This is a genomic window from Bacillus cereus group sp. N31 (assembly GCF_016483245.1).
GTDB lineage: Bacteria > Bacillota > Bacilli > Bacillales > Bacillaceae_G > Bacillus_A > Bacillus_A toyonensis.
Map to the genome: position 1 here is coordinate 60,618 of NZ_JAEHCH010000021.1, position 26,729 is coordinate 87,346.

Here is a 26,729-nt window from a genome sequence, read left to right on the forward strand (position 1 = left end):
ATGGCAGCTGCCGAATTTTGTTGAAAACTAAGAGGGAATTTGGGAATAAGTATTGAATTATAGTAAAGGTATACATAATGGAGAGGAGGCTCGTTCATGTCATTTAAAGACTATGAATATAAACGGCCAAATATTGAAGAATTAAAAGAGAAATTTACCGTTGCTTTAGAGAAATTTGATAACACAAAAACTGTAGAAGAACAAAAACAAGTTATCAATTCAATTAATGAAATTCGTAATAATTTTGGTACAATGGGGAATCTTTGTTACATTCGTCATTCTGTTGATACGACAGATGCTTTTTATAAGGAGGAGCAAGATTTCTTTGATGAATACTCTCCAGTTGTACAAGGATATGGAACAAAATATTATAAGGCGTTAATTAGTTCTCCATTTCGTGAAGAATTAGAAGCCTATTACGGAAAGCAATTATTCGCTCTAGCAGAATGTGATTTAAAAACATATTCAGATGAAATCGTGAAAGATTTACAATTAGAGAATAAATTGTCTTCACAATATACACAGTTGTTAGCATCTGCAAAAATTGACTTTGCAGGAGAAGAAAGAACATTGTCGCAACTGATTCCATTTATGCAAGGAAAAGAAAGAAGTGAACGTAAATCAGCAAGTGAAGCATACTACGGATTTTTAGCTGGAAATGAGGAAGAACTAGATCGTATTTATGATGAGCTTGTTAAAGTAAGAACGAAAATTGCGAAATCTTTAGGTTTCAAAAACTTTGTTGAACTAGGATATGCAAGAATGTATCGTACAGATTACAATGCGGAGATGGTTGCGAATTATCGTCAGCAAGTACTTGATTATATCGTTCCAGTTACAACGGAATTAAGAAAGAGACAAAAAGCACGTATCGGTGTAGAAAAGCTAGCATATTACGATGAAAACTTTGAATTTGCTACAGGTAATCCAACTCCAAAAGGAGATGCAGATTGGATTATTAATCATGGGAAAACGATGTATAAAGAGTTATCAGCTGAAACAGATGAATTTTTCAATTTCATGTTAGATAATGATTTATTAGACTTAGTTGCGAAAAAAGGAAAAGCTGGTGGCGGATATTGTACATATATCGAAAATTATAAAGCGCCATTTATTTTCTCAAACTTCAATGGAACATCTGGTGACATTGATGTATTAACACATGAAGCTGGTCATGCTTTCCAAGTATATGAAAGTCGTAAATTTGAAATTCCAGAATATAATTGGCCAACATATGAAGCGTGTGAGATTCATTCTATGAGTATGGAATTCTTTACATGGCCATGGATGAAACTATTCTTTGAAGAAGATGCAGATAAATATTATTTCTCACACTTAAGTTCAGCACTTCTATTTTTACCATATGGTGTATCTGTCGACGAATACCAACATTATGTATATGAAAATCCAGAAGCATCACCAGCAGAGCGTAAGACAGCATGGCGTAACATAGAGAAGAAATATTTACCGCATCGTGATTATGAAGATAATGATTATTTAGAGCGCGGTGGCTTCTGGCAACGTCAGGGACATATTTATAGCTCGCCGTTCTACTATATTGACTACACGTTAGCTCAAATTTGTGCACTGCAATTTTGGAAGCGTGCAAGAGATAATAGACAAGAGGCATGGGAAGATTATGTGAACCTTTGCCAACAAGGTGGAAGTAAATCATTCTTAGAATTAGTAGAAGTGGCAAATTTAACATCACCATTTGCTGAAGGTTGTGTGAAAAGTGTCATTACAGAAATTGAAGCATGGTTACATGCAATTGACGACACAAAATTGTAAAAAACATGCGCTTTTTTTCACATGTTTAACATCGACATAATGGGAAAATGATGAGATAATAAAAGAAAATTCAGAATACTAAAGAGGTGTTTCTAATAAGGAGCACCTCTTTTCACCAACAAAAAGGGGGGAAAGAAGTATGCTTCAATCTAATATGGATGTGAGTTTAGAAAGTTTGGTGAACTCATTGCAGTCTACCCGAAGCACGCTATTATCAGAAATTGAAATGTTAAATGATACAGAAGTGAATGTAAAGCCACGCCGTGATAAATGGAGTATTATTCAAATTTTACATCACTTACATTTAGTTGAACAATCTGTAACATCTGCCCTTGTATATGCTCTACACAAAAATGAAAGAAATGCGACTCCATTTAAAGACCTCCAACTTACGCTTGATCGCACACATAAAAGAGAAGCTCCTCAGCAAATGCAACCAACAGAAACTTTAATGAAAAAACAGCAAGGAATTCAATTGCTAGAACATTCACGACAAGAACTATTACATGCGCTTCATAGTATCATAGATGAAAAAGAATTAGTTGAAAATGGATTAAAGCATCCTGTTTTTAATGATTTGAATTTGTATCAGTGGGTTCAATTTCTTGATTTACATGAACAAAGACATCTTACACAGTTAAAAGAGGCGAAATACGCAATTTTGCAGCGATAAAGTGGAAGAAGTGGGAAACCACTTCTTTTTTGATACATGCATAGTTTTCTTTCTTACTTTGGAATACTACATGGAGAAAGAAAAGAAGGAGTTGAAAAGTATGTCCAAGAAAAAGAGAGAAGAAGAGCGTGCTTGGAAAGCACGTAAAGAGAATCAAAAACCACATGGAAAAGTGAAAGCTTTTGCTGAATTAGTTGAAGGAACAGAAAAAACGTGATGATTATTTCATCACGTTTTTTGTATGAGTGGAAAGGTTAATAAGAAGGTTGTACCGATTCCTTTTTCACTTATAATATCAATTTTTCCATTCATAGCTTGAACAACACTGAATACAACCATCATTCCAAGACCAGTCCCTTTTTCTTTCGTTGAATAGAAAGGAGAACCGAGGCGTTTCACCTGCTCTTGATCCATGCCAACTCCTGTATCTTTTATATATAGCTGGATATGCTTATGATCAGGAACTAATGTGAAATAAAGATCGCCGCCTTTTGGCATAGCTTCAATGCAGTTTTTTAAAATATTTAATAAGCATTGGTTTAGTTTTTGCTTCTCTCCAGCGATAAAGAAAGAAGTACTTTGCTTTATGTAATGAGTACGGACATTTGTTAAATTGGCAAGTGGTGTAATTAAAGATAGTGCATGCAGTAATTCTTCCTCGAGTTGTAGTGTTTGTTCTTTTTCAATACTCGGTTTTGCAAAGGTTAAATAGTCTGTGAGAACATGATTTGCTTGCTCGATACCATTAATGGCTATATCGATATATAATTTCCGTTCTTGCTCGGTACATGTATCAGACTGCAATAGTTGTAAAAATCCTTTCGTTGAAGTTAAAGGATTGCGAATTTCGTGCGAGATGGAAGCTGCCATTTCACCAATTAAATGAAATTTCTCAGCGTTCATAAGTTCATTTTGGAGACGAACTTGAGTTTGTAATATGTGTAGTAAATATAAAATAAGGATCGTACCAAGCATCGTACATAACTCATACACAATAATATGGGGTATATAATCTACCTTATTTGTAACTTCTGAAAGGAAGAAGGGTATCCAGCTAAATCCATATGTGAGACTGTAAATAATTGCAAGTGCTATTTTTATACGATTAGAAGTTCGATTGAAAAATTTGTACGTTAATAGTAGAACAATAAATAGAACAATAGAAGCGATAAGAGATGGGAAAACACCTATTCCTCCTAATAAGAAGCGATATATGTTTAATACAGCTAAAATAGAACCACCAGCAATAGGTCCTCCTGTCAATGTACCGACAATTAATACGATATGACGCATATCAAATTGAAAACCATTATTTGTTTTTGCTGCAAAAGTGATACATAGTATTGTAGCGAGGCAACACAGCACAATAAATATAGCTGAATTTAATTTAGGAGACCGTTTCCCTTTTTGATTCCAAAATAAGTGATAAATAAGCATTGTAACGAGAATAGATAAAATATTTAAAAAGAGGTAAATAATAAAGTGTTTCAGTGGGATGCCTCCTCTCTCCGAATAGTAAACTAATCATACTATAAAATGAAAGAAATGGAATATAAAATAGCGGAAAAATCAGAAATTTTTTCTGGTAGTATACAATATGTTACAATATGTTTTGTCAATGAAAGAAGAAATTCCATGCACCGCATGGGAGAGGTTCGCGAACTCCCTCTATAAAAAACTATGGAAACAACAATATCCTTAGGTATTGTTTTGTTTTTTTATTGTGACAGTTCAAGAACGTTCTTTCTTCTTATTCGTAGTAGAGAAGGAGAATGAGTGAAATGAAAAAAGAAAAAGCAGTTGTTGTTTTTAGTGGTGGACAAGATAGTACAACATGTTTATTTTGGGCAATAGAGCAGTTTGCAGAAGTAGAAGCTGTAACGTTTAATTACAATCAACGTCATAAATTAGAAATTGATTGTGCAGTGGAAATTGCGAAAGAGCTAGGAATTAAACATACGGTACTAGATATGAGTCTATTAAATCAACTTGCTCCAAATGCGTTAACGAGAACGGATATGGAGATTACACATGAAGAAGGTGAATTGCCATCGACATTTGTAGATGGACGAAATTTACTATTCTTATCATTTGCTGCTGTATTAGCAAAACAAGTTGAGGCACGTCATATTGTAACGGGTGTATGTGAAACTGATTTTAGTGGTTACCCAGATTGCCGTGACGTGTTTGTGAAATCGTTAAACGTTACATTAAATTTATCTATGGATTATCCATTTGTCATTCATACACCACTTATGTGGATTGATAAAGCAGACACGTGGAAATTATCTGATGAACTTGGCGCATTCGAGTTTGTTAGAGAAAAAACATTAACATGTTATAACGGAATCATTGGTGATGGTTGCGGTGAATGTCCAGCATGTCAACTTCGTAAAGCAGGATTAGATACGTACTTACAAGAACGCGAAGGAGCGAACAACTAATGGATAATTTCTTTGGATTTCGCATCGTAGAAAATTTGCAAAAAATGGACAAGGATATTCAACGTAAACAACTCAAATATCATAATAAAAGAGTAATGGTCAGCAAGGAATTTACATTTGATGCAGCACACCATTTACACTGTTATGAAGGGAAATGTAAAAACTTACATGGTCACACATATAAAGTTGTATTTGGGATTAGTGGATATGTAAATGAAATAGGCCTTGCAATTGATTTTGGAGATATAAAAGAAATTTGGAAAAACGAAATTGAAATATATTTAGATCATCGTTATTTAAACGAAACATTACCAGCGATGAATACGACTGCTGAGAATATGGTCGTTTGGATTTATGAAAAGATGGCAGAAGCATTAACGAAAGATAATCGTGTGAACGAATATAAAGGAGCTCGTGTTGAATTTGTTCGTCTATTTGAGACGCCAACTAGTTATGCGGAAGTAAGACGGGAGTGGATGCTCGATGAGTAAAATCCCTGTCTTAGAAATATTCGGTCCGACTATTCAAGGAGAAGGCATGGTTGTCGGGCAAAAGACTATGTTTATTCGAACTGCTGGCTGTGACTATAGCTGTTCTTGGTGTGATTCTGCTTTTACATGGGATGGATCGGCAAAAGATCAAATTAGACAAATGCCAGCGGAAGACATTTGGAATGAGCTTGTTGAAATTGGAGGAGAAAATTTCTCTCATGTTACGATTTCGGGTGGGAATCCTGTTTTATTGAAAAATATTGAGTCGCTTCTTTCTATATTAAAAGAGAATGGGATGCGAACGGCGATAGAAACACAAGGGAGTAAATGGCAAGATTGGTTACTTCAAATTGATGAGATAACCATTTCGCCAAAACCACCAAGTTCGGGAATGAAAACAGATTATCAAAAGTTAGATGCTGTAATTCAGAAACTAGCAGGAAAAGATATTAGCTTAAAAGTAGTAGTATTCGATGATCGCGACTTTGAATATGCAGTTAAGATGCACGAACGTTATCCATCTGTACCATTTTTCTTACAAGTAGGGAACGATGATACGAAAACAGTGGATGATGCAATGCTTATTAAAAAATTATTAGATAAGTATGAGTGGCTTATTGAAAAAGCTGTTAATTGTAAAGAAATGAATGATGCGAAAGTATTGCCGCAGCTTCATGCGTTAGTATGGGGAAATAAACGAGGCGTATAAAGAGAAGGGATGTTTAAAATGGCAGGAAGATTAGATGAAGATTTAAAAGATGTAACATTATTAGGAAATCAAAATACAAAATATTTATTTGAATATAGCCCAGAAATTTTAGAGGTATTTGATAATAACCATCCAAACCGTGATTACTTTGTAAAATTCAATTGTCCTGAATTTACAAGCTTATGTCCGAAAACAGGACAACCAGACTTTGCAACAATTTATATTAGCTACATTCCTGAACAAAGAATGGTAGAGAGTAAATCTTTAAAGTTATATTTATTTAGCTTCCGCAATCACGGTGACTTCCACGAAGATTGTATGAATGTAATTATGAATGATTTAATTAAATTAATGGATCCGCGTTACATTGAAGTATGGGGCAAATTCACACCACGTGGTGGTATTTCAATTGATCCATATTGCAACTACGGTCGACCAGGAACGAAGTATGAACAAATGGCAGATTACCGTATGATGAACCACGATCTATATCCGGAAACGATTGATAATCGTTAATAGAAAGAAAAGTCCTGTATAGTATACAGGACTTTTCTTTCTATTATATTATGCATTTTGATTAATGACAGTATAGTTTTTATGACTTACAACTGTAAGAGGTTCCATATCTAGTTCTCTAAAATTCTCCATAATTGTTATATCAACAATAACAGAGTTTTGATTTACCTTTTGAACACGGCCTTGCATTCCACCTTTAAATTCGATGATATCTCCAGTTTCTGCGATCTGCATAAGCAACTCTCCTTGTTACAGTTTTTCCAAAAAAGAATAATTTGGGATTTTTTATTTTCCTTTATTTTGAACTATGTTTCCTGTTTTGTAAATGTTTTCAAAGGAAAAAGTCGAAAAATATTCATATTTTGTAAGATAATATCCATATTTCATATGATGCTGGAGAAAAAGTGTTTATATCTTTATAATGAAAATGGATGTTGGTCTGTTTAATATGGGGAAATAGGAGCGGTAAAATAATGTTTGAAATTATGGGGATCTTTATAGCTTTGTTCTTCTATTTATTTTCTTATACACAGTTGAAGAAAATTCGTCAACATGAAACGAATACATATTTTGATGGAATAGATGCTTCAGTTACTCATAGTAGTGGCGGAGATATGTAACAATATGTAACTTTTATTTTCAGCATGTTATGATGAATGTAAGAAATAGTACATAATATAGTTCGTAAGTGATGAATGGAGAGTGAAAAGAATGTGGATATCTTTTATTCGTCATGGTCGCTTGAATAGTACTATAGAACCGATGACAATTACTTCATTTCATGAATGGCTGAAGAGATATGATGTAGATAGTATGAGTAGGGAATGTAACATACCGATTGAAACAATTGAGGCAGTAGAATCGGCAAATTTAATTGTATCGAGTGATCAAAGACGTGCTGTACAGTCAGCAGCGGAATTAATGAATTCTTTGTCCTTTGTGCAAAATTCTCTTTTTAGGGAAGTAGAAGTACCGTCGAGTTTTTTTGCACCAGAATGGTTTAAATGTAAGCCGGGGACTTGGTTTTTTATTGGACGTGCTTTATGGATGGTTGGGTATCATAAAGATGTTGAGTCGTATAAGGAAGCAAGGGGAAGAGCAAAAGAAGCTGCTAACATGTTACATCACTATGCAATGGTGCACGGGAAAATCGCGATAGTAGGACATAGCTATTTTAATGCCATGATTGGTGCGGAACTGAGGGCGATGGGATGGTCTGGACCTCCTATTTTTCATCGGAAGCCGTGGGGATATACAAAGTATACGTTCCATGAGGCGATGAGTGGAAGTGTATTAAATACAAAATTAACTTAAAAGCACACGATTTTATATAAAATCGTGTGCTTTTTTTTAAGATATAGAAACCAATGTACGTAATGGTTTTATTAGATGAGCATAAGGTTCGCCAACGAGCATTACGGTTTTATCTTTGTTGTAACCTAGTTTTTCATACAGTGAAAAAGCACGCTTGTTTTCTAAATTAACAAGTAAGGCGATTTTTTCATAACCTGTTTCAGCTGCATGAAGTTCAGCTGCATCGATTAACTTAGAGCCAATGCCACGTCCGCCGTACATATTTGAAACTGACAACGTGTCAATATAATACTCATCAAGTTCGGCTTCTTTTTCTAACGTAATGGATTCATCTTCATGTAGTTCTCTTAAGTGGCGTATGATTGGTGCATCAAGTTGTTCAACGTCACTACCGTGATAAGCGACAATAACCCCAACTACCTTTCCATCTTGTTCCGCCACTAAACAGTTTTCATAGCTCAACCGATTATTTTCTTTTACGAACCATTTTTCAAGTCCTAGTAATACATTTGCTTCAACTGTGCTACCAGTGATTTTTTCAGCAATTTCATGCAGAGCATTATACAATAAAGGAGATATTGCCTTTGCATCTGTCTTTGTTGCTTTCCGAATCATAGTATCCCTCCTAGTTCTATTTATATATTGTAACATAGTGGTATGGAACTTTGTATGATTGAATGCCAAAATGTTTGATATAGAGAAGTAGCTATGTTAGTATATGATATTTAGTGGACATATAATAAAGCAATACTGCTTGTAAAATAATGAAAATGAAATGAAGGCATAGCAACAGGAAAAATTTACAGTTGTTGACCGATAAAAGATACGATAAAATAAAATATTGCATAGAGGTGAAATACATGGATGAACAATTAGCAAATACAATTTTGGATCAGCTGAAAAATGGTGAGATAAAGGAGTATGTTGTAACGAAAGATGTATTTTATACGTTTAGGAAAGTTGTAGTAAGTCGAGAAGATTTTAAACATATTATTGGGAACGCACAACGCGGCGGACAGGTAATTTATACATATTCAAAAACGCCACGTTCATAAATAGAAGATAAAGGGGAGGAGAATTATGGGCGATTTTAAACAAGGCATTTTACCGCATTGGGATTATATGTGGAAAGATAGAGCCGGAAATAGATGTATGGGAATGGTTATGTATCCAGAGAAACGAAAATGTTCAACAAAAATGCTTCAGAAAATAAAAAGGGCGCATGAGCAAGCGGCAGAAATTAAAGTAACTGTACAAGTTCAACAGACATATGAGTACGTAGAAGGAATGATCGTATACTTTGATGAAGAAGCTCCTGTATGTACAATGCTTGATAAAGATGAGAATCCGCATCACATATTTGTAAAAGATATTTTGCGTATTGAGCACTCTGAATAAACTTTTCATACATAAATTGAAACGCCATAATAATAATCTTTTTCTATAATAGTTATCTTTTATTATGTAACGAGCAACGAAAGTATATGTATAATATTTAATAAAGTAAAATTGATAAATGTAATCGTTTGTTAGAACAGATTATCGTTTCATGTCTGTTCTTTTTTGCGTGATGCTGGAGAAATATATTCCTCCAGCATTTGCCGTTTTATGACAAAATATATTGTTAACTTTTTTTAAAATGAGGTTAAATTCGTTGACAACTTTTTTGAAAAGCACTTTATTGACATGAGTTTTAGAATGTTGTTTCATAGTCATTGTATTGAAAAAAATCGGCGGTCTTGTCGAAAAGTAAAAGTTAAAAAAAGAAAGAATTTATACATATATCTTGTGTCTTGTTTTGAAACGTAATACAATATATAGAGAAATCAAGAAACGACATACAAAGAGTATAGATTGGAGAGGGAGGGTCGGAAATGTTAGTTGCATATGATTCTATGACAGGAAACGTGAAGCGTTTCATTCACAAATTAAATATGCCGGCCGTTCAAATTGGTGAAGATCTAGTAATAGATGAAGACTTTATTCTTATTACGTATACAACAGGTTTTGGCAATGTACCAGAACGTGTTTTAGAATTTTTAGAGCGCAATAATGACAAATTAAAAGGCGTATCTGCAAGCGGCAATCGTAACTGGGGAGACATGTTCGGTGCAAGTGCTGACAAAATTTCTGCTAAATATGAAGTGCCTATTGTATCAAAATTTGAGTTATCAGGAACAAATAACGATGTAGAATATTTTAAGGAAAGGGTGCGGGAGATTGCGACACATTGAACTGAATAATGAAATCACGCAAATGCAGGACGGTTTTTATCAGCTTCATAAAGATAAAGAGGCATTAGAAGTCTTTATGGAAGAAGCTAGAGAGAATACCGTTCCTTTTAATAGCGTGGCAGAGCGAATGGAGTATATGAAAGAACATGATTACTATTACAACGTTCTGGACGAGTATAGCTTGGAGGAAGTAGAAGAAGTATATAACATCGCTTATGGTGAAAACTTCGAATTCCAATCTTATATGGCAGCATCTAAGTTCTACAAAGATTATGCGTTAAAAACGAATGATCAAAAACAATACTTAGAAAGCTATGAAGATCGTGTAGCAATTGTGTCATTATACTTAGGACGCGGTGATGTTGCGAAGGCAAAACAATTCGCAAGCATGATTGTAAAACAAAACTACCAACCAGCGACACCAACCTTTTTAAATGCGGGAAGAAGCAGAAGAGGAGAAATGGTGTCTTGTTTCTTGTTAGAGATGGACGATAGCTTAAATTCAATCGGCTTTAACATTAATACTGCAATGCAATTATCAAAAATTGGCGGGGGAGTAGCTTTAAACTTATCTAAGCTACGTGCACGTGGTGAGCAAATTAAAGGTATTGATAACGCTGCAAGTGGTGTAGTACCTGTTATGAAATTGCTTGAAGATTCGTTTTCATATGCGAATCAACTTGGCCAACGAAAAGGTGCTGGTGCAGTATACTTAAACATCTTCCATTGGGATATTATCGAATTCCTTGATACAAAGAAAATAAATGCCGACGAGAAGAGCCGTATTCAGTCTCTATCAATCGGAATTATCGTTCCAAGTAAGTTCTTTGAGCTTGCTGAGAAAAACGAACCTTTCCATGTTTTCGCGCCTTATACGGTGTTTAAAGAATATGGCAAGCATTTAGATGATATTGACATTGATGAAATGTACGATGAATTAATGAGCAATCCGAAAGTGAAGAAGAAGCCGCTAGATATTAGTGCACGTGATATGCTTATTAAAATCGCAATGATTCAGCTTGAGTCTGGTTACCCATACTTAATGTTTAAATCAAATGCAAATAACCAGCATCCACTGAAGGATATTGGAACTGTGAAGATGTCGAACTTGTGTTAAATATGTAGCACCTTCTAGTAGAAATGCTAGTCGAAAACTCCGTTAAACGGGGAAAGCCTCAAGTTTGAGGTAACCTACCGTGCTAAATCTTATCTTAGAATGAGCATAGAAAAGTTCAGAATGTATCTTATTATTTTGTATAGCAGAGTGATCAGACAACATAAAGTAATAAGAGACTTTCTGAAAGATTAAGATAAGTAAAAGCCTAACGACTATCCCTTATGGGAGTAGAGCGCAAGTGATTGGCGTTCGAAAAGCGGAGCACCTAATCAGGTAATGCTGTAGGTGATGATATAGTCTGTCCTGTATGGTGACATACAGCAGTTGCATGAGCAACGGACTGAGGAGTAGCGAACTCGGTTGAACATTCGAGACAGAAATCTTCCAGCTACAAGAAACTTCTGAAATAAATGATTACGGTACAGATGACATTATCCGCCGCGATATTAACTGTAACTTAGGATCACTAAATATCGTAAATGTAATGGAAAATAAAGAAATTCGTGAAGCAGTTCATGCAGGAATGGAAGCTTTAACAGCTGTTTCTGATATGACAATCATTCCGAATGCACCAACTGTGAAAAAAGCAAATGATGAGCTTCATTCAGTTGGACTTGGAGCAATGAACTTACATGGATATTTAGCAAAAAATAAAATCGGTTATGAAAGTGCAGAAGCGAAAGAGTTCGCTCGTACATTCTTTATGATGTTAAATTACTACTCTATTGAGAAAAGTATGGAAATCGCTAAAGAAAAAGGCGAAACATTTAAAGACTTCGATAAGTCTGATTATGCGAACGGCACATACTTTGAGAAGTATGAAACGACAGATTACAGCCCAGTAACTGAAAAAGTTCAGCAACTATTTGAAGGAATTCATATTCCAACAAAAGAAGATTGGACAAGTTTAAAAGAGCAAGTGCAGAAGAATGGATTATATAATTCATACCGTCTTGCTATCGCTCCAACACAATCTATCAGTTACGTTCAAAATGCAACTTCAAGCGTAATGCCGATCGTAAGTCAAATCGAATCAAGAACGTATGCGAATGCGACAACATATTATCCAATGCCGTATTTATCAAAAGATACGTTCTGGTACTATAAATCTTCTTACGATATGAATCAGTTTAAATTAATTGATTTAATTGCAGAAATTCAAGAGCATATTGACCAAGGAATTAGTACAATTCTTTACGTTAATAGTGATATTTCAACACGTGAGTTAGCACGTTACTACATCTATGCACATAAAAAAGGCTTAAAGAGTCTGTATTATACGAGAACACGTAAATTAAGCGTGGAAGAGTGCGTAGCTTGTACCGTTTAATATAAAAAAGTGAGACATTATGAGCAGGGTTTTCTGAACCCTGCTCATGCTTAGTTATCAATTTTTCATGTTTATTTAGAGAAGGGGCGATTGAATGCGTGCGGTAAACTGGAACAAAAAGGAAGACGATTTTAGTTTAATGTTTTGGAAGCAAAACATCGCTCAGTTTTGGACAGAAGAAGAAATCGCGGTGTCTTCTGACAAAAATACTTGGGCACAATTATCAAAAGAAGAGCAAATTGCTTATAAGCGTGTATTAGGTGGTTTAACACTTTTAGATACGAAACAAGGTGGCGAAGGGATGCCACTTGTACTTGTTCATCTTGAAAATTTACAAGCAAAAAGTGTATTAGCTTTCATGGGAGCTATGGAAGAAGTACATGCGAAGAGTTACAGTCATATTTTTACAACGTTAGCTACGGAAGAAGAAATTGATGATATTTTTGAATGGGTAGACAATCATCCATTACTTGAGAAAAAGGCTGGTATTATTACTCGTTACTATCGTCGTTTATTAAAGCCTCAAGTAACGAAAAAAGAGTTATACATGGCAATGGTAGCAAGTGTGTTCTTAGAAAGTTACTTATTCTATAGTGGATTCTTCTATCCACTTTACTTAGCAGGTCAAGGTAAATTGACGGCAAGTGGTGAAATTATTAACCTAATCATTCGTGATGAGTCCATTCACGGCGTATTCGTCGGTATTTTAGCACAACAACTTTTCGCAGAGCTTTCTGCAGAAGATCAACAAGAAGTGCAAAAAGAAACGCAAGAGTTATTAATGGAACTATATGAAATTGAAATGGCATACACAGAAGAAATTTACACTTCTATCGGTCTTGTAGATGATGTAAATCGTTTCGTTCGCTACAATGCGAATAAAGGACTTATGAATTTAGGACTTGAGCCGAAGTTTGAAGAAGAAGAAATTAACCCAATCGTTTTAAATGGTCTACGTACAGATACGAAAAACCATGATTTCTTCTCTGTAAAAGGAAATGGTTACGTAAAAGCAACGAACGTTGAAAAGTTATCTGACGATGACTTCGCATTCAATTTTTAATATCGTGTCATAGAAAAAGCTGTCTTTATAGAAAAGACAGCTTTTTTCTATGGATAGTTTACATAATGTTATTATTTCATGGAAATATTCCTATCTCATAAAAGCCAAATTTGTAAGGGAGTGAAAATAAAAAACACGAATTAAAGTTTTATTTTTTATATTTAGCAGTATGAGAGATTGAATAACTTATGTCAAAATGAATAAAAAATGAGAAGAAGTGAGGCCTCATTCCACCTATATGTTTTCTTTCGAATTGAATTTTTTAATTACATACATTTTGGCTCGAAAATTGCATGATATTTAAAAACAAAAGGGAACTGTAATAGTTGGTGTGATGTATACAGCTATTTGAAAGCGTTTCCTTTTCGCTGTCAATTTTCAAATGAAAATGAGATAGAGAAAGTAGGGGGAATGATAGGTGGGAAAAGTAGTTGGTTTAAAACGTTCATTAGGACTTTGGTCAATTGTTATGCTAGGGGTCGGGTATATGACACCGATGGTTGGATTTGATACGTTTGGAATCGTTTCGGAAAAAACGGGTGGACATGTTCCAGGAGCTTATTTGATTGCATTAGCAGGGATGTTGTTTACCGCTGCAAGCTACGGCAAAATGGTAAAGGTTTTTCCTACCGCAGGATCAGCTTATACGTATACACAGAAAACAATTAGTGCAAGACTTGGGTTTCTTGTTGGATGGTCCGCATTATTGGATTATTTGTTTCTGCCGATGGTGAACGCACTATTAACGAGAATTTATTTGTCAGCGTTTTTTCCAAGTGTTCCTAATTGGATATGGGTCATTGGTTTTATTCTACTGATTACACTTATAAATGTTATTAGCGTAAATGTTACTGCTAACTTCAATACGTTTTTAGTAATATTTCAAGTGCTAGTAATGGCCGTGTTTGTTTTTCTAGTTATAAAAGGTTTATTAGCGGGAGAGGGAACAGGAGAAGTTTTTTCCATTCAGCCGTTTTTTCAATCAGATATACAAATATCACCGTTAGTTGCAGGTGCAACAATTCTTTGTTTTTCATTTTTAGGTTTTGATGCAGTAACTACATTTTCGGAAGAGACACCAAACGCGAGGAAGACAATACCTCGGGCTATTTTTCTTACTGCTTTAATCGGTGGAGTTTTATTCATTACAACTACGTATTTTACACAATCTTTCTTTCCAGATACATCTGTATTTAAAGATAAAGAATCAGCGTCTCCAGAAATTGCGCTATATGTTGGTGGAAAACTATTTCAAGCTTTCTTTTTAGTAGGAACGCTTATGGGGACACTCGCGTCTGGTTTAGCTTCTCATACAAGTGTGTCTAGATTATTGTACGTAATGGGGCGAGATAATGTCATTCCGAAAAAAATATTCGGATACATTCATCCTCGTTGGCGAACGCCAGTATATAACATTATTATTGTAGGAGTTATTTCACTCTCTGCGATATTCATTGATTTAGAAACGGCAGCATCACTTATTAATTTTGGAGCGCTTATTGCATTTACATTTGTTAATTTATCTGTAATTTCCTACTATGTAATTAAGAAAAAAAGATATAAAACGATAAAAGACTGTTTAAATTTTTTAGTGATGCCTATTTTAGGTGCTGGTACTGTAGCAGTACTATGGTTTAATCTCAATGTTCATTCACTTATTCTCGGTATTTGCTGGGCTGCTATTGGAATGGGATACCTTTTATATATTACAAATATGTTCCGCTTAGCTCCTCCGCAAATGCATTTTGAAGAAGTGCAGGAAATGTAAAAAGCAAAAGACATCGGATAAATCCCGATGTCTTTTGCTTTTTATATTTAATAATCATGCAGTATTGCATAAGTCATTCAAAGCGTCATAAGTAGGAGGGTGACACAATATGATTATCGTAGCATTTTCACTTGGCACGATTATTGCTTTGTATAATTAGTAAAAATAAAAAGCGGGGTGTTATCGTGCCGATTCAGTCAGAAAAACATACAGGTGAGGTTGAAAATCCTTTAGAGGAATTTCAAGCTATATTAAAAGAGGCGCTTCATTTTTTACATTATCCAGACGAAGTATTTGAATTTCTGAAAAAACCAATGCGTTTTTTAGAAGTAAGTATTCCTGTTCGTATGGATGATGGAACAACAAAGGTATTTCAAGGGTATCGTGCTCAGCATAATGACGCAGCTGGGCCAACGAAAGGTGGTATTAGATTCCATCCAGATGTTACGGCAGAAGAAGTAAAAGCACTTGCTGGCTGGATGAGCTTGAAATGTGGAGTGACAGGACTGCCATATGGAGGCGCAAAGGGCGGGATTATTTGTAATCCACAGGAGATGAGTTTTAGAGAATTAGAGTTATTGAGTCGTGGGTATGTAAGGGCAGTAAGTCAAATTGTGGGACCGACGAAAGATATTCCGGCTCCTGATATGTACACAAATGCGCAAATTATGGCTTGGATGCTAGATGAATATGACCATATTAGGGAGTTTGACTCTCCAGGCTTTATAACCGGGAAGCCATTAATGCTAGGAGGATCACAAGGACGGGAAACAGCAACTTCTAAAGGTGTATTGTATACGCTTCAGTTAGTAAGTGAGTTAAAACAAATTCCACTACAAAATATGAGAGTTATTATTCAAGGATTTGGGAATGTTGGAGGGTATTTGGCGAAATATTTATATGATATTGGTGTGAAAGTAGTTGGGGTATCAGATGCTATAGGAGGAATTTATAATCCAGACGGCTTAGATGTTCCTTATTTATTAGAAAACAGAGATTCTTTCGGTGTAGTATCGAATCTCTTTAGTAAAACAATTTCTAATCAGGAGTTGTTAGAAAAAGAATGTGATGTACTCATTCCAGCGGCAATTGGGGGAGTCATTACGAAACATAATGCAGGAAAGCTTGGATGTAAGATTATCATTGAGGCTGCAAATGGTCCAACAACAAAAGAGGCGATAACGATGTTAGAAGAAAAGGGAGTTTTGGTTGTTCCAGATATTTTAGCAAACTCGGGTGGTGTTATTGTTTCTTATTTTGAATGGTGTCAAAATAATCAAGGATATTATTGGACAGAGCAATATGTTGATCAATGTTTAAAGGAGAAAATTACATCTAGTTTTTCTAACGTACTTGACACTTCAAAACACTTTGGAGTAAATATGAAAATTGCTGCTTATATTGAAGGAGTTCGTAAGATTGTAGAAGCATCGCGCCTAAGAGGTTGGTTGCATTTTTAACCTAAAGGAGGGCTCAAATGAAACTGGATATTTTATTAGAAGAAGTGGAGAGACAACCAATCGGTTATTATTGTGTTTTGTCGAAAAGTCATCGTTACGATATAGCTGTTACGTATTCGCAACAGTTTCTTGGAAAAGCAATGGTTACCTCTATTCAAAATGGGAGAATGATTTTGTTAAGTCAAGAAGATATTGTAGAGGAACAATATTGGGCACCGAGGTTAGGAATTGAGATTGAAGACATAGAAGAGTTTCAAAGCTTTTTTTATATGATTCTTCAGTCACAAAGGTTAGAAGAGCAATATTAATAGAATAAAAGAAGGGGATGATTGATTATGTACTATGATATTATTACGAGTCCATGCTATGGAACAATTGAAAAAGTTTCTATTGTTAAGGATTCTCGAGTTTATGAATGGGAGCCATTATTTTCGATTAAAGATATGAATGGTAAACTGGAAGTAATTAAGATGGGATGTAGCGGAGAAGTTCACTCTTTAGAAGTAGAGGCAGGAGATAAAGTAATTCCAGGTATGGTATTAGCTTATATTCAAGAAGACCTTTTCGTTAGTGGTAGTGATTAATGATAGAACAATGAGGAAGATGGAGGTGCTCATCTTCCTTTTTTTATTAAGTAAAGGAAAGAATGTTTTATTTTCAGATTAATTAAAAAAATCTGTATTTAATGATACAATACAAATTAAGTAGCCCAAAGGAGGAATAGCAGAATGTTTTCCATTGCTCGTAATAAAATTAGACCTATTGTTTCTCTACCTATCGATCAATCCGAAAAGGAATGGAATATAGACGTTGAAAATATAAAAGAACCTTTTCTATTTTTAAAAAGGGGAGAGAAATTATTTGCATACGTTCATGTCAAGGATCTGCTATCAAACAGTAAGGACTTACATTCCAAGGCATTGCTTGCAAATGCAGTTTCGCTAGATACAATATGTTATCTTAGTAAAAATATTTCTTTAACAGCTCTGTTTCAAATTATTGGAGCGCCGATTGCGATAGTGAAAAATGAAATGGATGAGTTAATAGGATATATAAGAAGAGAAGATGTTTTTGCAGAACTATTTAAACAAGAAAATCAGAGTGTTGATATATTAAAAATTATTTTAACGTCTATTCCAATGGGGATTTTTGTAGTGGATCGTGAAAAGAAAATTGTAAATTGCAATGAATCTGGTTTGAAGATGATTAAATCTACACCTGAAAGAGTAATGAATGTACCAGCAGAACAAATTTTTAACGAAGGACATATTAATAACGTATTTGCAACGGGAAAGACAATTTTGAATCAATTACAAATCACAAATGAGATGGGTGTATTAGTTGACTACAGTCCCATTCCAAACTTTGATGGAAATATTGAAGGAATGGTTATTATCGTACAAGATTTGCCGATGGTTGAGGACATGGCAATGGAAATTGAATATATAAAGGATTTAAACAAAGATTTGCATGCAATTTTGTCTAGTATTTATGATGAAATATTAGTTGTTAATCATAAAGGGGAATTAATTCGTTACAGTGAAACCGTTATTAATGATTTTTGGGGGAGTAATTTGAAGGATCTTTTAGGTAAAAACCTTTTAGACTTAGAACAGAAAGGGTTATTTAGTCCATCTGTTACGCGATTAGTATTGGAGCAACAAAAAAAGGTATCAGTTGTACAAGAAACAAAAAGTGGAAGGAAAATATTGGCAGTTGGAAATCCTGTATTTGATGAAAACGGAGAGCTTCATCGTATTATTATTGCTTCAAGAGATATTACAGAAGCTACGAGATTAAAGACGGAATTACATGAAATAAAGAGAATATCAGAGCAATATAAGAAGGAATTAGATGATTTTAAAAATAAAGATCGTTTTCTTAAGAAACTTATTTACTGTAGTCCGAAAATGGAGCAAATTATAAACCAAGCTAAAAAAATAGCAGATTTCTCTTCCAATGTTCTTATTTCCGGAGAATCGGGCGTCGGGAAGGAAGTAATTGCTCAAGCAATTCATCAACTTGGAAAGCGATCTGCAAAGCCATTTTTAAAATTAAATTGTGGTGCAATTCCAGAAACTTTGTTAGAAAGTGAACTATTTGGTTATACAAAAGGTGCTTTTACAGGAGCAGATAAAAATGGAAAAGAAGGATATTTCAAGCGAGCTGATCAAGGTATTTTATTTTTAGATGAAATTGGAGAAATGCCTCTACATTTGCAGGTGAAATTGCTTAGGGTCCTGCAGGAACAAGAAGTAATTCCTATTGGAAGTACAATACCTACGAAAATAAATGTACAAATTATTGCCGCTACAAATAAAAGTCTGGAAAAGATGGTAGAGGCAGGAACGTTCCGTGAAGATTTATTTTATCGCTTAAATGTAATTCCATTGCAAGTGCCTCCTCTACGAGAACGAATGGAAGATGTCCCAGTACTCGCTTTTCATTTTTTACAACAGTTAAATGAAAAATATAATAAAAACTATCATTTAACTCCGGATGCACTTAACTTACTAGAGTTTTATTCATGGCCAGGAAATGTACGTGAATTACAAAATATGATTGAACGTTTAGTAGTATCAGCAGACGATCCAGTAATTGAAGCTGAGTTTGTTAGTAAGTTTTTAACCCCCGGTTATGACTTTAAAAAATCAAAACCAGTTATTACGAGAGTATTACCGTTACAAGAAGCACTACATTCTGTAGAAGAACAATTGATTTTACTTGCAATGAAGCAGTATAAAACAACGACTAAGGCAGCAAAAGCTCTTGGCATTAGCCAATCTTCAGTAAGTCGAAAATATCAAAGGATTGTCAGTGAAAAAGGAATGCCAACTGATATAATCTCGTATTCCTAAAAAAGGAGAAGGTCACATAGACCTCTCCTTTTTTGTAAGTTTAGCGAGTTTTCCACTATTCGTGGGTGGCAAGTACTATCATCTCACATTTCAGCAAAATGAAAGATGGTAATGGTACTGATATACGTTTTATTTTATGCAAAATGGAATAGTGTATGCAACAACGCATACTTCTTTTTTATTACACGTAAGAATATAGTTAGTTTTTATAGGATTCCTTTGTGTTTTAAATGTTGGCATGAAACTTGCTTATAAATATATAAACGATCAATAAAGGAGGATTCAATATAGTGCTAGATTTAAAAATGTATGTAAACGGTGAATGGAGAGAGTCTAGTAATCAAGAAAAAAGAACAATAATTAACCCTGCGAATGGCAAGGGTATAGCATATGCACCTGAGGGAACAATTGAGGATACAAAATACGCAATCGAAGTGGCAAGAGCGACTTTCGATAGTGGAATTTGGTCAGAAACATCCACTGCTGAAAGGGCGTCATATTTATTTAAAATAGCAGATGAAATTGATAAAAATATGGAAGAGTTAGTGTATCTTGAAACAATGGATAATGGAAAAACATACCGTGAGGCAGAAGGAGATATTGGAGATGCAGCGGCTTGTTTTCGCTATTATGCTGGATTGATTACAAAGCCAGATGGGCAAACATATCATGTAGCCGATCCAATGCAAGCAATGGTTGTAAGAGAGCCAGTTGGTGTTTGTGGATTAATTGTTCCATGGAATTATCCGCTATTGATGAGTGTATGGAAAATTGCACCTGCTTTAGCAGCTGGAAATACAATTGTGTTTAAACCTTCTGAAGTGACACCAATTACTGCGACAAAGCTATTTGAAATCCTTCAAAAAGTAGGGCTACCAAAAGGTGTTGCTAATATGGTAATGGGGGCCGGCCCAATAGTAGGGAATGAAATTGCAGCGAGTAGTAAGGTGGATATGATTTCCTTTACAGGTGGAACAAAAACAGGTAAGCACATTATGAGAACGGCAGCAGATAATATGAAAAAGATTTCGCTAGAACTTGGAGGAAAATCACCGAATATTATTTTTGCAGATGCAGATTTTGAAACAGCTATTGATTATGCACTATTTGGTATTTATGCAGGTAGCGGACAAGTATGTTCAGCAGGATCGAGAATCCTTGTTGAAGAAAGCGTTTACGATAAATTTATTAATAGTTTTGTGGAGCGAGCGCAGCAAATTAACGTTGGGCCTGGTGATAATCCTGAATCAGAAATGGGACCACTTGTAAGTCAAGAACATATGGAAAAAGTATTACGCTACATTGAAATTGGGAAAGACGAAGGCGCAGACATCGCTTGTGGAGGTAAGCGAATACTGACTGATGGAAAAGGTGAAGGTTTCTTTATTGAACCAACGGTCTTTGTCAATGTAAAACCCGATATGCGCATTGTACAGGAAGAAATTTTCGGTCCTGTTGTAGTAATTCAAAAGTTTAAAAATGAACAGGAAGCAATTGAGTTAGCAAATGGTACAGATTATGGCTTAGCTGGAGGGGTATTTACAGTTGATGGTGCGAAAGCAATGCGTGTAATTCGCAAGCTTCGCGCAGGAATTACGTGGATTAACAGCTATCATCCAACATACAATGAGGCACCTTGGGGTGGATATAAGCAAAGTGGTATAGGTCGTAGTCTAGGAACGTTTGGTTTAGAGGAATTTCAAGAAATTAAGCAGATTAATATAAATCTAGAAGTAGAACCTATTGGTTGGTTTGCAAATAAAAAGAATATAGGAGTGAAATAAATGGGAACGAACGTGGAAAATAAATTGAATGAACAAGATGTAAAAGGTTCAAATGTAAATGAGTATATTACGAAAGTACTACAGTTAATTGAAAAAGAAAAAGTTTCTGAAGAAGAAGCAAACTGGATTCAAAAAGAAACAGTAGATGGATTTAGAGAGCATGTGAATCCTGGTTTTCTAGCATATAGAAAAACAGTAACAAAGGATGGACAATTTGCGGCAGTAGAATGGTCTGATGAAGGATCTTGTTTTATGGATATTAATGGTAAAAAATACATTGACTGTTTAGGTGGATTCGGAATTTACAATGTTGGTCACCGTAATCCGAAAGTAGTAAAAGCTGTGACAGATCAACTAAAGCGTCAAGCATTACACAGTCAAGATTTACTAGATCCACTTCGAGCGATTCTTGCAAAGATTTTAGCGGATATTACACCTGGTGATTTGAAATATGCCTTCTTCACAAATAGTGGAACTGAAAGTGTAGAGGCAGCATTAAAACTAGCAAAAATGTATAGTGAACGAACAACTTTCATTTCTACAACTCGTGCTTTCCATGGTAAGAGCCTTGGTGCTTTATCTGGGACGGCAAAAGGAATGTTCCGCAAGCCATTTTTACCATTAATTCCGGGTTTCCGTCATGTCCCATTTGGCGATATTGATATGATGAGAAAAACATTTGAGACATGCGCATTAGTGGGAGAAGATGTTGCAGCAGTTATTTTAGAACCAATTCAAGGAGAGGGCGGTATTATTTTACCTCCAGAAAATTATTTGAAACAAGTACGAGAGCTTTGTGATGAGTTTGGATCACTCCTTATTTTCGATGAAGTACAAACTGGAATGGGACGTACAGGGAAAATGTTTGCAGCGGAATTATATGATGTTGTGCCGGATATTATTTGTCTGGCGAAGGCATTTGGTGGAGGCGTCATGCCAGCAGGAGCTATCGTTGCGAAAGAAAAAGTATTCCAAAGTTGGTTTGAAAATCCATTTATGCATACAACAACATTTGGAGGGAATCCGCTGGCATGTGCGGCTGCAATTGCAACAATCCATGTATTATTGGAAGAGAAATTACCAGAACGTGCTGCTGAAGTTGGGGCGTATTTCTTAAATGGATTGAAACAAGCAGCAGAAGGGCACGAGGATAAAATCTTTGAAATTCGTGGTCAAGGTTTAATGATTGGTATTGAATTCCATAAAGACGAGATTGGTTACGAAGTGTCAAAGGCAATGTTTGATCAAGGTATTCTCGTTGCTGGAACGTTAATTAACTCAAAAACAATTCGTATCGAACCATCTCTTACAATTAGTTATGAAGAGGTAGATACAGTTATTAATACGTTTAAATCTGTACTAGCGCAAGTAAAAGGAAAGTAATTTTTGTATAAAATTATATACGGATTCAAACTAGTAAAACTATCATATTGTTTACTGTACTAGTTTTGATTGCAAGGAGGCAGTGTAACGAAAGTTGCACTGCCTTTTTATTACATTTTATTTGTAAGTATTTACATATACTCTGTCTTAGTGTACTATTTAACTAGTACACTAAGACAGAAGGAGGGAAGAAATGAAAATAGAATTTTCTCCAAATACACCCATTTACATTCAGGTAATGGAATACATAAAAAAAGAAATTGTAGTTGGGCATTTATCGCCTGGTGATAAAATTCCCTCTGTACGTGAATTAGCGAGTGAATTACAAGTAAATCCAAATACAATTCAACGAACATTTCAAGAATTGGAACGGGATGGTGTTGTTGTAACGCGTAGAGGAATGGGACGATATGTAACGAATGAAGGGGAGAAAATTATGGAGCTGCGCAAAGATATGGCGAAAGAATTACTTCATTCTTTTATAGATGGAATGGATAACTTAGGGTTTTCAGAAGACGAAATCCTTTCAATTCTTCGTTCTTCCTTACATGAGAAGAGGGAGGAGAGCAAATGACAGAACTATTAAAAATAGAAAACTTATGGAAGAGATACGGGTTAAAAGCAGTGATTCGTGAATTGAACATAGAGATTACGGAAGGGAAAATTATAGGGCTTGTTGGAGATAATGGGAGCGGGAAAACGACGTTATTGAAAATGATTGCAGGTTTGCAGCACCCTTCTGAAGGTAGCATTACAATTAACGGTAAAAAAGTTGGGTTAGAGACGAAAGAAATTGTTTCATTTATGTCCGATAAGCCAGTCTTTGATGATTGGATGACTGTAAAAGATGCTTTATTTTTCTATCGAGATTTTTATAAAGACTTCGATATTCAAAAAGCGGTAGATACGATTGCGGAATTTAAAATACCGTTAGAAGAAAAAATTAAAGCATTTTCAAAAGGGATGATTGAGAAGCTACAAATCATTTTAACATTTTCTCGAAAAGCGAAGTTATACGTACTGGATGAACCGCTTGGCGGGATAGATCTCGTTTCTAGGGAACATGTACTTGAGCTAATCCTTAAATTTTATCGTGAAGATTGTACGTTGCTTATATCGACTCATTTAATAAGAGAAATCGAAAATATATTTGATGAAGTAATCTTTTTGAAAGATGGAGAAATAATATTGCATGAAAATGTGGAAGAACTACGATTTCAAAAAGGGAAAGCAGTACATGAGCTGTTTAAGGAGGCCTATGAGAAATGAATCAGCTTTTTCGTTATTTGTATAATTGTAATAAGAGAAAGATAGCCATTATTTACTTCGGATTTATTACAGTTTCATTAATTCTTTTATTTAATATGAAAGGAGTTTCAGGAGCTAGAATTTCAGGTAGGCAAGATATAATCATTATTATATTTTTTATCGTACTAGGTATAAATGGATTTGCAATTTTTCTAACAGGTATATCGTCTTTTCGAAAAATGCTAAAAAACTCTATGCTACGTTGTACTTCTATTTCAGCACAAAAGTATATATGTGCAAATGTTTTATTTTCTGTACTACTCTTTATGATTTTACTAGGAATAGGAATCATTTTTCTATACTATTTTTCTTTAAATATTTACAATGGAAAAACAAATTTAGGTGTTCAGCAAGCGATCCACAGTTTATATGATTATGGAATATTCCATCATATGTTATCTATTCTCTTATGGGGACTAGATTTTGTTAATATGCTAGTTTCAGTTTATTTAATTATAGTAATTGTGAAGCTATTCAATGTGAAATCATCGATGAGTAAGATTGTTTGCGTAGTCTTATTCTTCATTTTTATCGCATTTAATGGGGGAATAACGTATATCTTTCATCAAATAGAAAAGTATGTGTTTGCCATAAATAATATTGGATTTATAGATCAAAATGGCTTTTTAAATACATCATTCTATTCTGGCACAGATATTACAGTTTTAAATCTATGTTTTAATTGTTTATTAACAATTATATTACTAGTCATTACAGGTCGCATAATCGACAAAAAACTAGAAGTCTAAAGGAGGAATCGGCATTGGGAAATGTAGTAGTAAAATTAGAAAATGTTCGAAAAAAGATTGGTAGAACAGAAATTATTCGAGGTTTATCATTTGAGGTACGAGAAGGGGAAGTGTACGGATTCCTTGGACCGAACGGTAGTGGTAAGACGACGACAATTCGTATGATGACAGGTCTTATTTCTATGACAGAAGGCGATATTACAATTTGTGGTCATAGCATTCGCACGGAACGTGAAAAGGCGTTAGAGCAAATTGGAGCGATTGTAGAAAATCCGGAACTATATGATTATATGACTGGTATGCAAAACTTAAAGCATTTTGCGAACATGGCAATTACACCTATTAATAAAGAGCGCATCGCTGAAATTGTAAAGCTTGTTGAATTAGAGCATGCAATTCATAAAAAGGTAAAAACATACTCACTTGGTATGAAACAACGTTTAGGAATTGCGCAGGCGTTACTTCATCAGCCGAAAATATTAATTTTAGATGAACCGACAAATGGATTAGATCCAGCTGGTATTCGCCAAATTCGTGATTATTTACAACGACTAGCGAAAGAAGAGAATATCGCGGTAATCGTATCGAGTCACTTATTAAGTGAAATTGAATTAATGTGTGATCGCGTCGTAATTATTAAACAAGGTGAGTTTGTACAAGAGTACAACTTACATGAACAGGCGAAACATGATGAGACAGTAGTAGTAGCGTTTGAAGTAGATGAAGTTCAGAAAGCGAATGAAATTATTAAAGGTAAAGCACAGGAGAATGTAATTGTGGCATCTGTAACAAAAGAGAGAATTCCACAGCTTGTAAAAAAACTTGTGCATGCTGATGTGCTTGTATATGGTGTTACCGTTCAAAATAAAACGTTAGAGGATGAATTCTTAGCGATTACTGGGGGAGTGAAAGCGTAATGTTTAAATTAATTCAAAATGAATTTTTAAAGTTACATGCGAAAAAAGGTATGTATATTTTAATCGGTGTCATTGCGGCACTCGAAATTTTAGGAAATTTAGCAATGATGAAGTGGGGAAAAGGTGATGAGTTTAAGGGGTCGTATTTAGATTATGCAAACTCAGAGATTGGTTTAATCGTTTTATTCGCAACAATTTTTGGGATCACACTTGCAGCCCGTACTCTTACTGATGAGTTCCAAAAAGGTACAATTAAACAATTATTAATTCGTCCAAGAAAACGACTTACAGTTTTATTTTCTAAATATATTACTGTGTTATTAGCGATGCTATTTATCATATTTGCTGGTATGTTCATTGCAACGATTATTGGTGGTATTGTAATGGATGGTAGTAAAACAGATTTAACGTTAGGAATTGTTTTAAAAACGATGTTATATCAGCTTGTATCACCATTTTTCTTTGCAACACTTGCCTTTTTCTTAGCAAATGTATTTAGAAAATCCGTATTGCCATTAATTATTACGTTGTTCTTATATTTCTTGCAAGGAGCAATTACTATTGCACTAATGATGTTTGCAAAAGGTGTAGCGAAGTTTGTAGTATTCTTCCATTTAGATTTAAGAGCTTACGACAGTAATAAATTGGTAAGCGGTGGAATGGAGCCACCATTTGCAGAATTTACGTTTACAACTTCATTATTACTTTTAGCTGCATATTTTGCTGTATTACTTGTAGCATCAAGTGCATTATTCCAAAAACGTGACGTATTATAATAATAAAAATCCCCGTTTGTAAAAACGGGGATTTTTATTACATA

29 protein-coding genes, 1 pseudogene and 1 riboswitch are annotated in these 26,729 nt (G+C 34.8%); of the genes and pseudogenes, 27 read left to right on the top strand and 3 right to left on the bottom strand.

Annotation, left to right across the window (positions count from 1 at the left end):
* Positions 1–96 precede the first annotated feature (96 nt).
* The 3 genes from JDS81_RS22050 to JDS81_RS30550 all read left to right on the top strand — a co-directional run bounded on the left by JDS81_RS22050 (position 97) and on the right by JDS81_RS30550 (position 2,681).
* Positions 97–1,791 (top strand): M3 family oligoendopeptidase, encoded by a 1,695-nt coding sequence (locus tag JDS81_RS22050; protein WP_097954206.1) that lies wholly within the window; start codon positions 97–99, stop codon positions 1,789–1,791.
* 139 nt (positions 1,792–1,930) lie between these two features.
* Positions 1,931–2,464, top strand: coding sequence for a DinB family protein (locus JDS81_RS22055; RefSeq protein WP_000941967.1), 534 nt, complete (start codon positions 1,931–1,933; stop codon positions 2,462–2,464).
* Between the two features lie 100 nt (positions 2,465–2,564).
* The gene (locus tag JDS81_RS30550; RefSeq protein WP_000038354.1) at positions 2,565–2,681 is read left to right on the top strand and encodes a DUF6254 family protein; all 117 of its coding nucleotides are present in this window, start codon (positions 2,565–2,567) and stop codon (positions 2,679–2,681) included.
* 11 nt (positions 2,682–2,692) lie between these two features.
* Here JDS81_RS30550 and kinB read toward each other — a convergent pair whose 3' ends face one another.
* Positions 2,693–3,901, bottom strand: coding sequence for a sporulation sensor histidine kinase KinB (kinB, locus tag JDS81_RS22060; RefSeq protein WP_002038243.1), 1,209 nt, complete (start codon positions 3,899–3,901; stop codon positions 2,693–2,695).
* A 207-nt stretch (positions 3,902–4,108) separates the two neighbouring features.
* Positions 4,109–4,152, top strand: a riboswitch (PreQ1 riboswitch).
* Positions 4,153–4,245: 93 nt separating this feature from the next.
* Between kinB and queC the strand changes: the two genes are divergently transcribed.
* Genes queC through queF form a run of 4 tightly spaced genes read left to right on the top strand, consistent with a single transcriptional unit; the run spans position 4,246 to position 6,624 of the window.
* Complete coding sequence (queC, locus tag JDS81_RS22065; protein ID WP_000711602.1) at positions 4,246–4,908, top strand: 7-cyano-7-deazaguanine synthase QueC; 663 nt, start codon at positions 4,246–4,248, stop codon at positions 4,906–4,908.
* Positions 4,908–5,399: a 6-carboxytetrahydropterin synthase QueD gene (gene queD, locus JDS81_RS22070; protein ID WP_000368413.1), complete on the top strand. Its 492-nt coding sequence runs from the start codon at positions 4,908–4,910 to the stop codon at positions 5,397–5,399. Before queC ends, queD begins: the two co-directional genes overlap by 1 nt.
* Positions 5,392–6,108: a 7-carboxy-7-deazaguanine synthase QueE gene (queE, locus tag JDS81_RS22075; protein ID WP_000036309.1), complete on the top strand. Its 717-nt coding sequence runs from the start codon at positions 5,392–5,394 to the stop codon at positions 6,106–6,108. Before queD ends, queE begins: the two co-directional genes overlap by 8 nt.
* 18 nt (positions 6,109–6,126) lie before the next feature.
* Positions 6,127–6,624: a preQ(1) synthase gene (gene queF / locus JDS81_RS22080; protein WP_000918895.1), complete on the top strand. Its 498-nt coding sequence runs from the start codon at positions 6,127–6,129 to the stop codon at positions 6,622–6,624.
* A 48-nt stretch (positions 6,625–6,672) separates the two neighbouring features.
* On the opposite strand, the gene JDS81_RS22085 is transcribed toward queF, so the two are convergent.
* A complete protein-coding gene (locus JDS81_RS22085; RefSeq protein ID WP_001165081.1) occupies positions 6,673–6,858 on the bottom strand; it encodes a YkvS family protein in 186 nt (61 codons plus the stop codon).
* A 239-nt stretch (positions 6,859–7,097) separates the two neighbouring features.
* Here JDS81_RS22085 and JDS81_RS22090 point away from each other — a divergent pair, with 239 nt between their 5' ends.
* Positions 7,098–7,244: a hypothetical protein gene (locus tag JDS81_RS22090; RefSeq protein ID WP_000461686.1), complete on the top strand. Its 147-nt coding sequence runs from the start codon at positions 7,098–7,100 to the stop codon at positions 7,242–7,244.
* Positions 7,245–7,335: 91 nt separating this feature from the next.
* Positions 7,336–7,938, top strand: coding sequence for a histidine phosphatase family protein (locus tag JDS81_RS22095; protein ID WP_000264990.1), 603 nt, complete (start codon positions 7,336–7,338; stop codon positions 7,936–7,938).
* Between the two features lie 36 nt (positions 7,939–7,974).
* Here the strand turns inward: JDS81_RS22095 and JDS81_RS22100 are convergent, their stop codons facing one another.
* Positions 7,975–8,553, bottom strand: coding sequence for a GNAT family N-acetyltransferase (locus JDS81_RS22100; RefSeq protein ID WP_000619578.1), 579 nt, complete (start codon positions 8,551–8,553; stop codon positions 7,975–7,977).
* A gap of 245 nt (positions 8,554–8,798) precedes the next feature.
* On the opposite strand from JDS81_RS22100, the gene JDS81_RS22105 reads away from it, so the two are divergent.
* From JDS81_RS22105 to JDS81_RS22190, 18 genes and pseudogenes are all read left to right on the top strand, one after another.
* Positions 8,799–8,993 carry a hypothetical protein gene (locus tag JDS81_RS22105; RefSeq protein ID WP_000344286.1) on the top strand — a complete coding sequence of 65 codons (195 nt, stop codon included), beginning with the start codon at positions 8,799–8,801 and terminating at the stop codon, positions 8,991–8,993.
* A gap of 25 nt (positions 8,994–9,018) precedes the next feature.
* A complete protein-coding gene (locus JDS81_RS22110) occupies positions 9,019–9,336 on the top strand; it encodes a hypothetical protein (protein ID WP_000502191.1) in 318 nt (105 codons plus the stop codon).
* A 476-nt stretch (positions 9,337–9,812) separates the two neighbouring features.
* On the top strand, positions 9,813–10,172 hold the full coding sequence (gene nrdI / locus JDS81_RS22115; protein ID WP_000959449.1) for a class Ib ribonucleoside-diphosphate reductase assembly flavoprotein NrdI: 360 nt from the start codon (positions 9,813–9,815) through the stop codon (positions 10,170–10,172).
* Positions 10,159–11,286: pseudogene (locus JDS81_RS22120) on the top strand (ribonucleotide reductase N-terminal alpha domain-containing protein); the annotation flags it as partial. The gene nrdI and the pseudogene JDS81_RS22120, both read left to right, overlap by 14 nt.
* A gap of 382 nt (positions 11,287–11,668) precedes the next feature.
* Positions 11,669–12,619, top strand: a complete 951-nt coding sequence (locus tag JDS81_RS22125; RefSeq protein ID WP_073990709.1) for a ribonucleotide reductase large subunit — start codon at positions 11,669–11,671, stop codon at positions 12,617–12,619.
* A gap of 94 nt (positions 12,620–12,713) precedes the next feature.
* Positions 12,714–13,682: a class 1b ribonucleoside-diphosphate reductase subunit beta gene (gene nrdF / locus JDS81_RS22130; RefSeq protein ID WP_001203010.1), complete on the top strand. Its 969-nt coding sequence runs from the start codon at positions 12,714–12,716 to the stop codon at positions 13,680–13,682.
* Positions 13,683–14,100: 418 nt separating this feature from the next.
* Positions 14,101–15,450, top strand: coding sequence for an APC family permease (locus JDS81_RS22135; protein ID WP_000521244.1), 1,350 nt, complete (start codon positions 14,101–14,103; stop codon positions 15,448–15,450).
* Positions 15,451–15,635: 185 nt separating this feature from the next.
* A complete protein-coding gene (locus JDS81_RS22140; protein WP_015000270.1) occupies positions 15,636–16,910 on the top strand; it encodes a Glu/Leu/Phe/Val family dehydrogenase in 1,275 nt (424 codons plus the stop codon).
* A gap of 17 nt (positions 16,911–16,927) precedes the next feature.
* On the top strand, positions 16,928–17,218 hold the full coding sequence (locus tag JDS81_RS22145; RefSeq protein WP_000762558.1) for an SAV0927 family protein: 291 nt from the start codon (positions 16,928–16,930) through the stop codon (positions 17,216–17,218).
* Positions 17,219–17,245: 27 nt separating this feature from the next.
* Positions 17,246–17,494 carry a biotin/lipoyl attachment domain-containing protein gene (locus JDS81_RS22150; RefSeq protein ID WP_000291046.1) on the top strand — a complete coding sequence of 83 codons (249 nt, stop codon included), beginning with the start codon at positions 17,246–17,248 and terminating at the stop codon, positions 17,492–17,494.
* A gap of 144 nt (positions 17,495–17,638) precedes the next feature.
* Positions 17,639–19,768, top strand: a complete 2,130-nt coding sequence (locus tag JDS81_RS22155; protein ID WP_000491359.1) for a sigma 54-interacting transcriptional regulator — start codon at positions 17,639–17,641, stop codon at positions 19,766–19,768.
* A gap of 290 nt (positions 19,769–20,058) precedes the next feature.
* On the top strand, positions 20,059–21,552 hold the full coding sequence (locus JDS81_RS22160) for an aldehyde dehydrogenase family protein (protein WP_097954204.1): 1,494 nt from the start codon (positions 20,059–20,061) through the stop codon (positions 21,550–21,552).
* Positions 21,553–22,935: a putrescine aminotransferase gene (locus tag JDS81_RS22165; RefSeq protein WP_000537092.1), complete on the top strand. Its 1,383-nt coding sequence runs from the start codon at positions 21,553–21,555 to the stop codon at positions 22,933–22,935.
* 193 nt (positions 22,936–23,128) lie between these two features.
* Entirely contained in the window at positions 23,129–23,509 is a 381-nt protein-coding gene (locus JDS81_RS22170; protein ID WP_000687521.1) for a GntR family transcriptional regulator, read from the top strand.
* On the top strand, positions 23,506–24,204 hold the full coding sequence (locus tag JDS81_RS22175) for an ABC transporter ATP-binding protein (protein WP_097954203.1): 699 nt from the start codon (positions 23,506–23,508) through the stop codon (positions 24,202–24,204). Before JDS81_RS22170 ends, JDS81_RS22175 begins: the two co-directional genes overlap by 4 nt.
* Positions 24,201–24,992, top strand: a complete 792-nt coding sequence (locus tag JDS81_RS22180; RefSeq protein ID WP_097954202.1) for an ABC transporter permease — start codon at positions 24,201–24,203, stop codon at positions 24,990–24,992. Before JDS81_RS22175 ends, JDS81_RS22180 begins: the two co-directional genes overlap by 4 nt.
* Positions 24,993–25,006: 14 nt before the next feature.
* Positions 25,007–25,909 carry an ABC transporter ATP-binding protein gene (locus JDS81_RS22185; RefSeq protein ID WP_000528809.1) on the top strand — a complete coding sequence of 301 codons (903 nt, stop codon included), beginning with the start codon at positions 25,007–25,009 and terminating at the stop codon, positions 25,907–25,909.
* Entirely contained in the window at positions 25,909–26,685 is a 777-nt protein-coding gene (locus tag JDS81_RS22190; RefSeq protein ID WP_000475420.1) for an ABC transporter permease, read from the top strand. The genes JDS81_RS22185 and JDS81_RS22190 overlap by 1 nt, the downstream gene beginning before the upstream one ends.
* Positions 26,686–26,729: the final 44 nt, after the last annotated feature.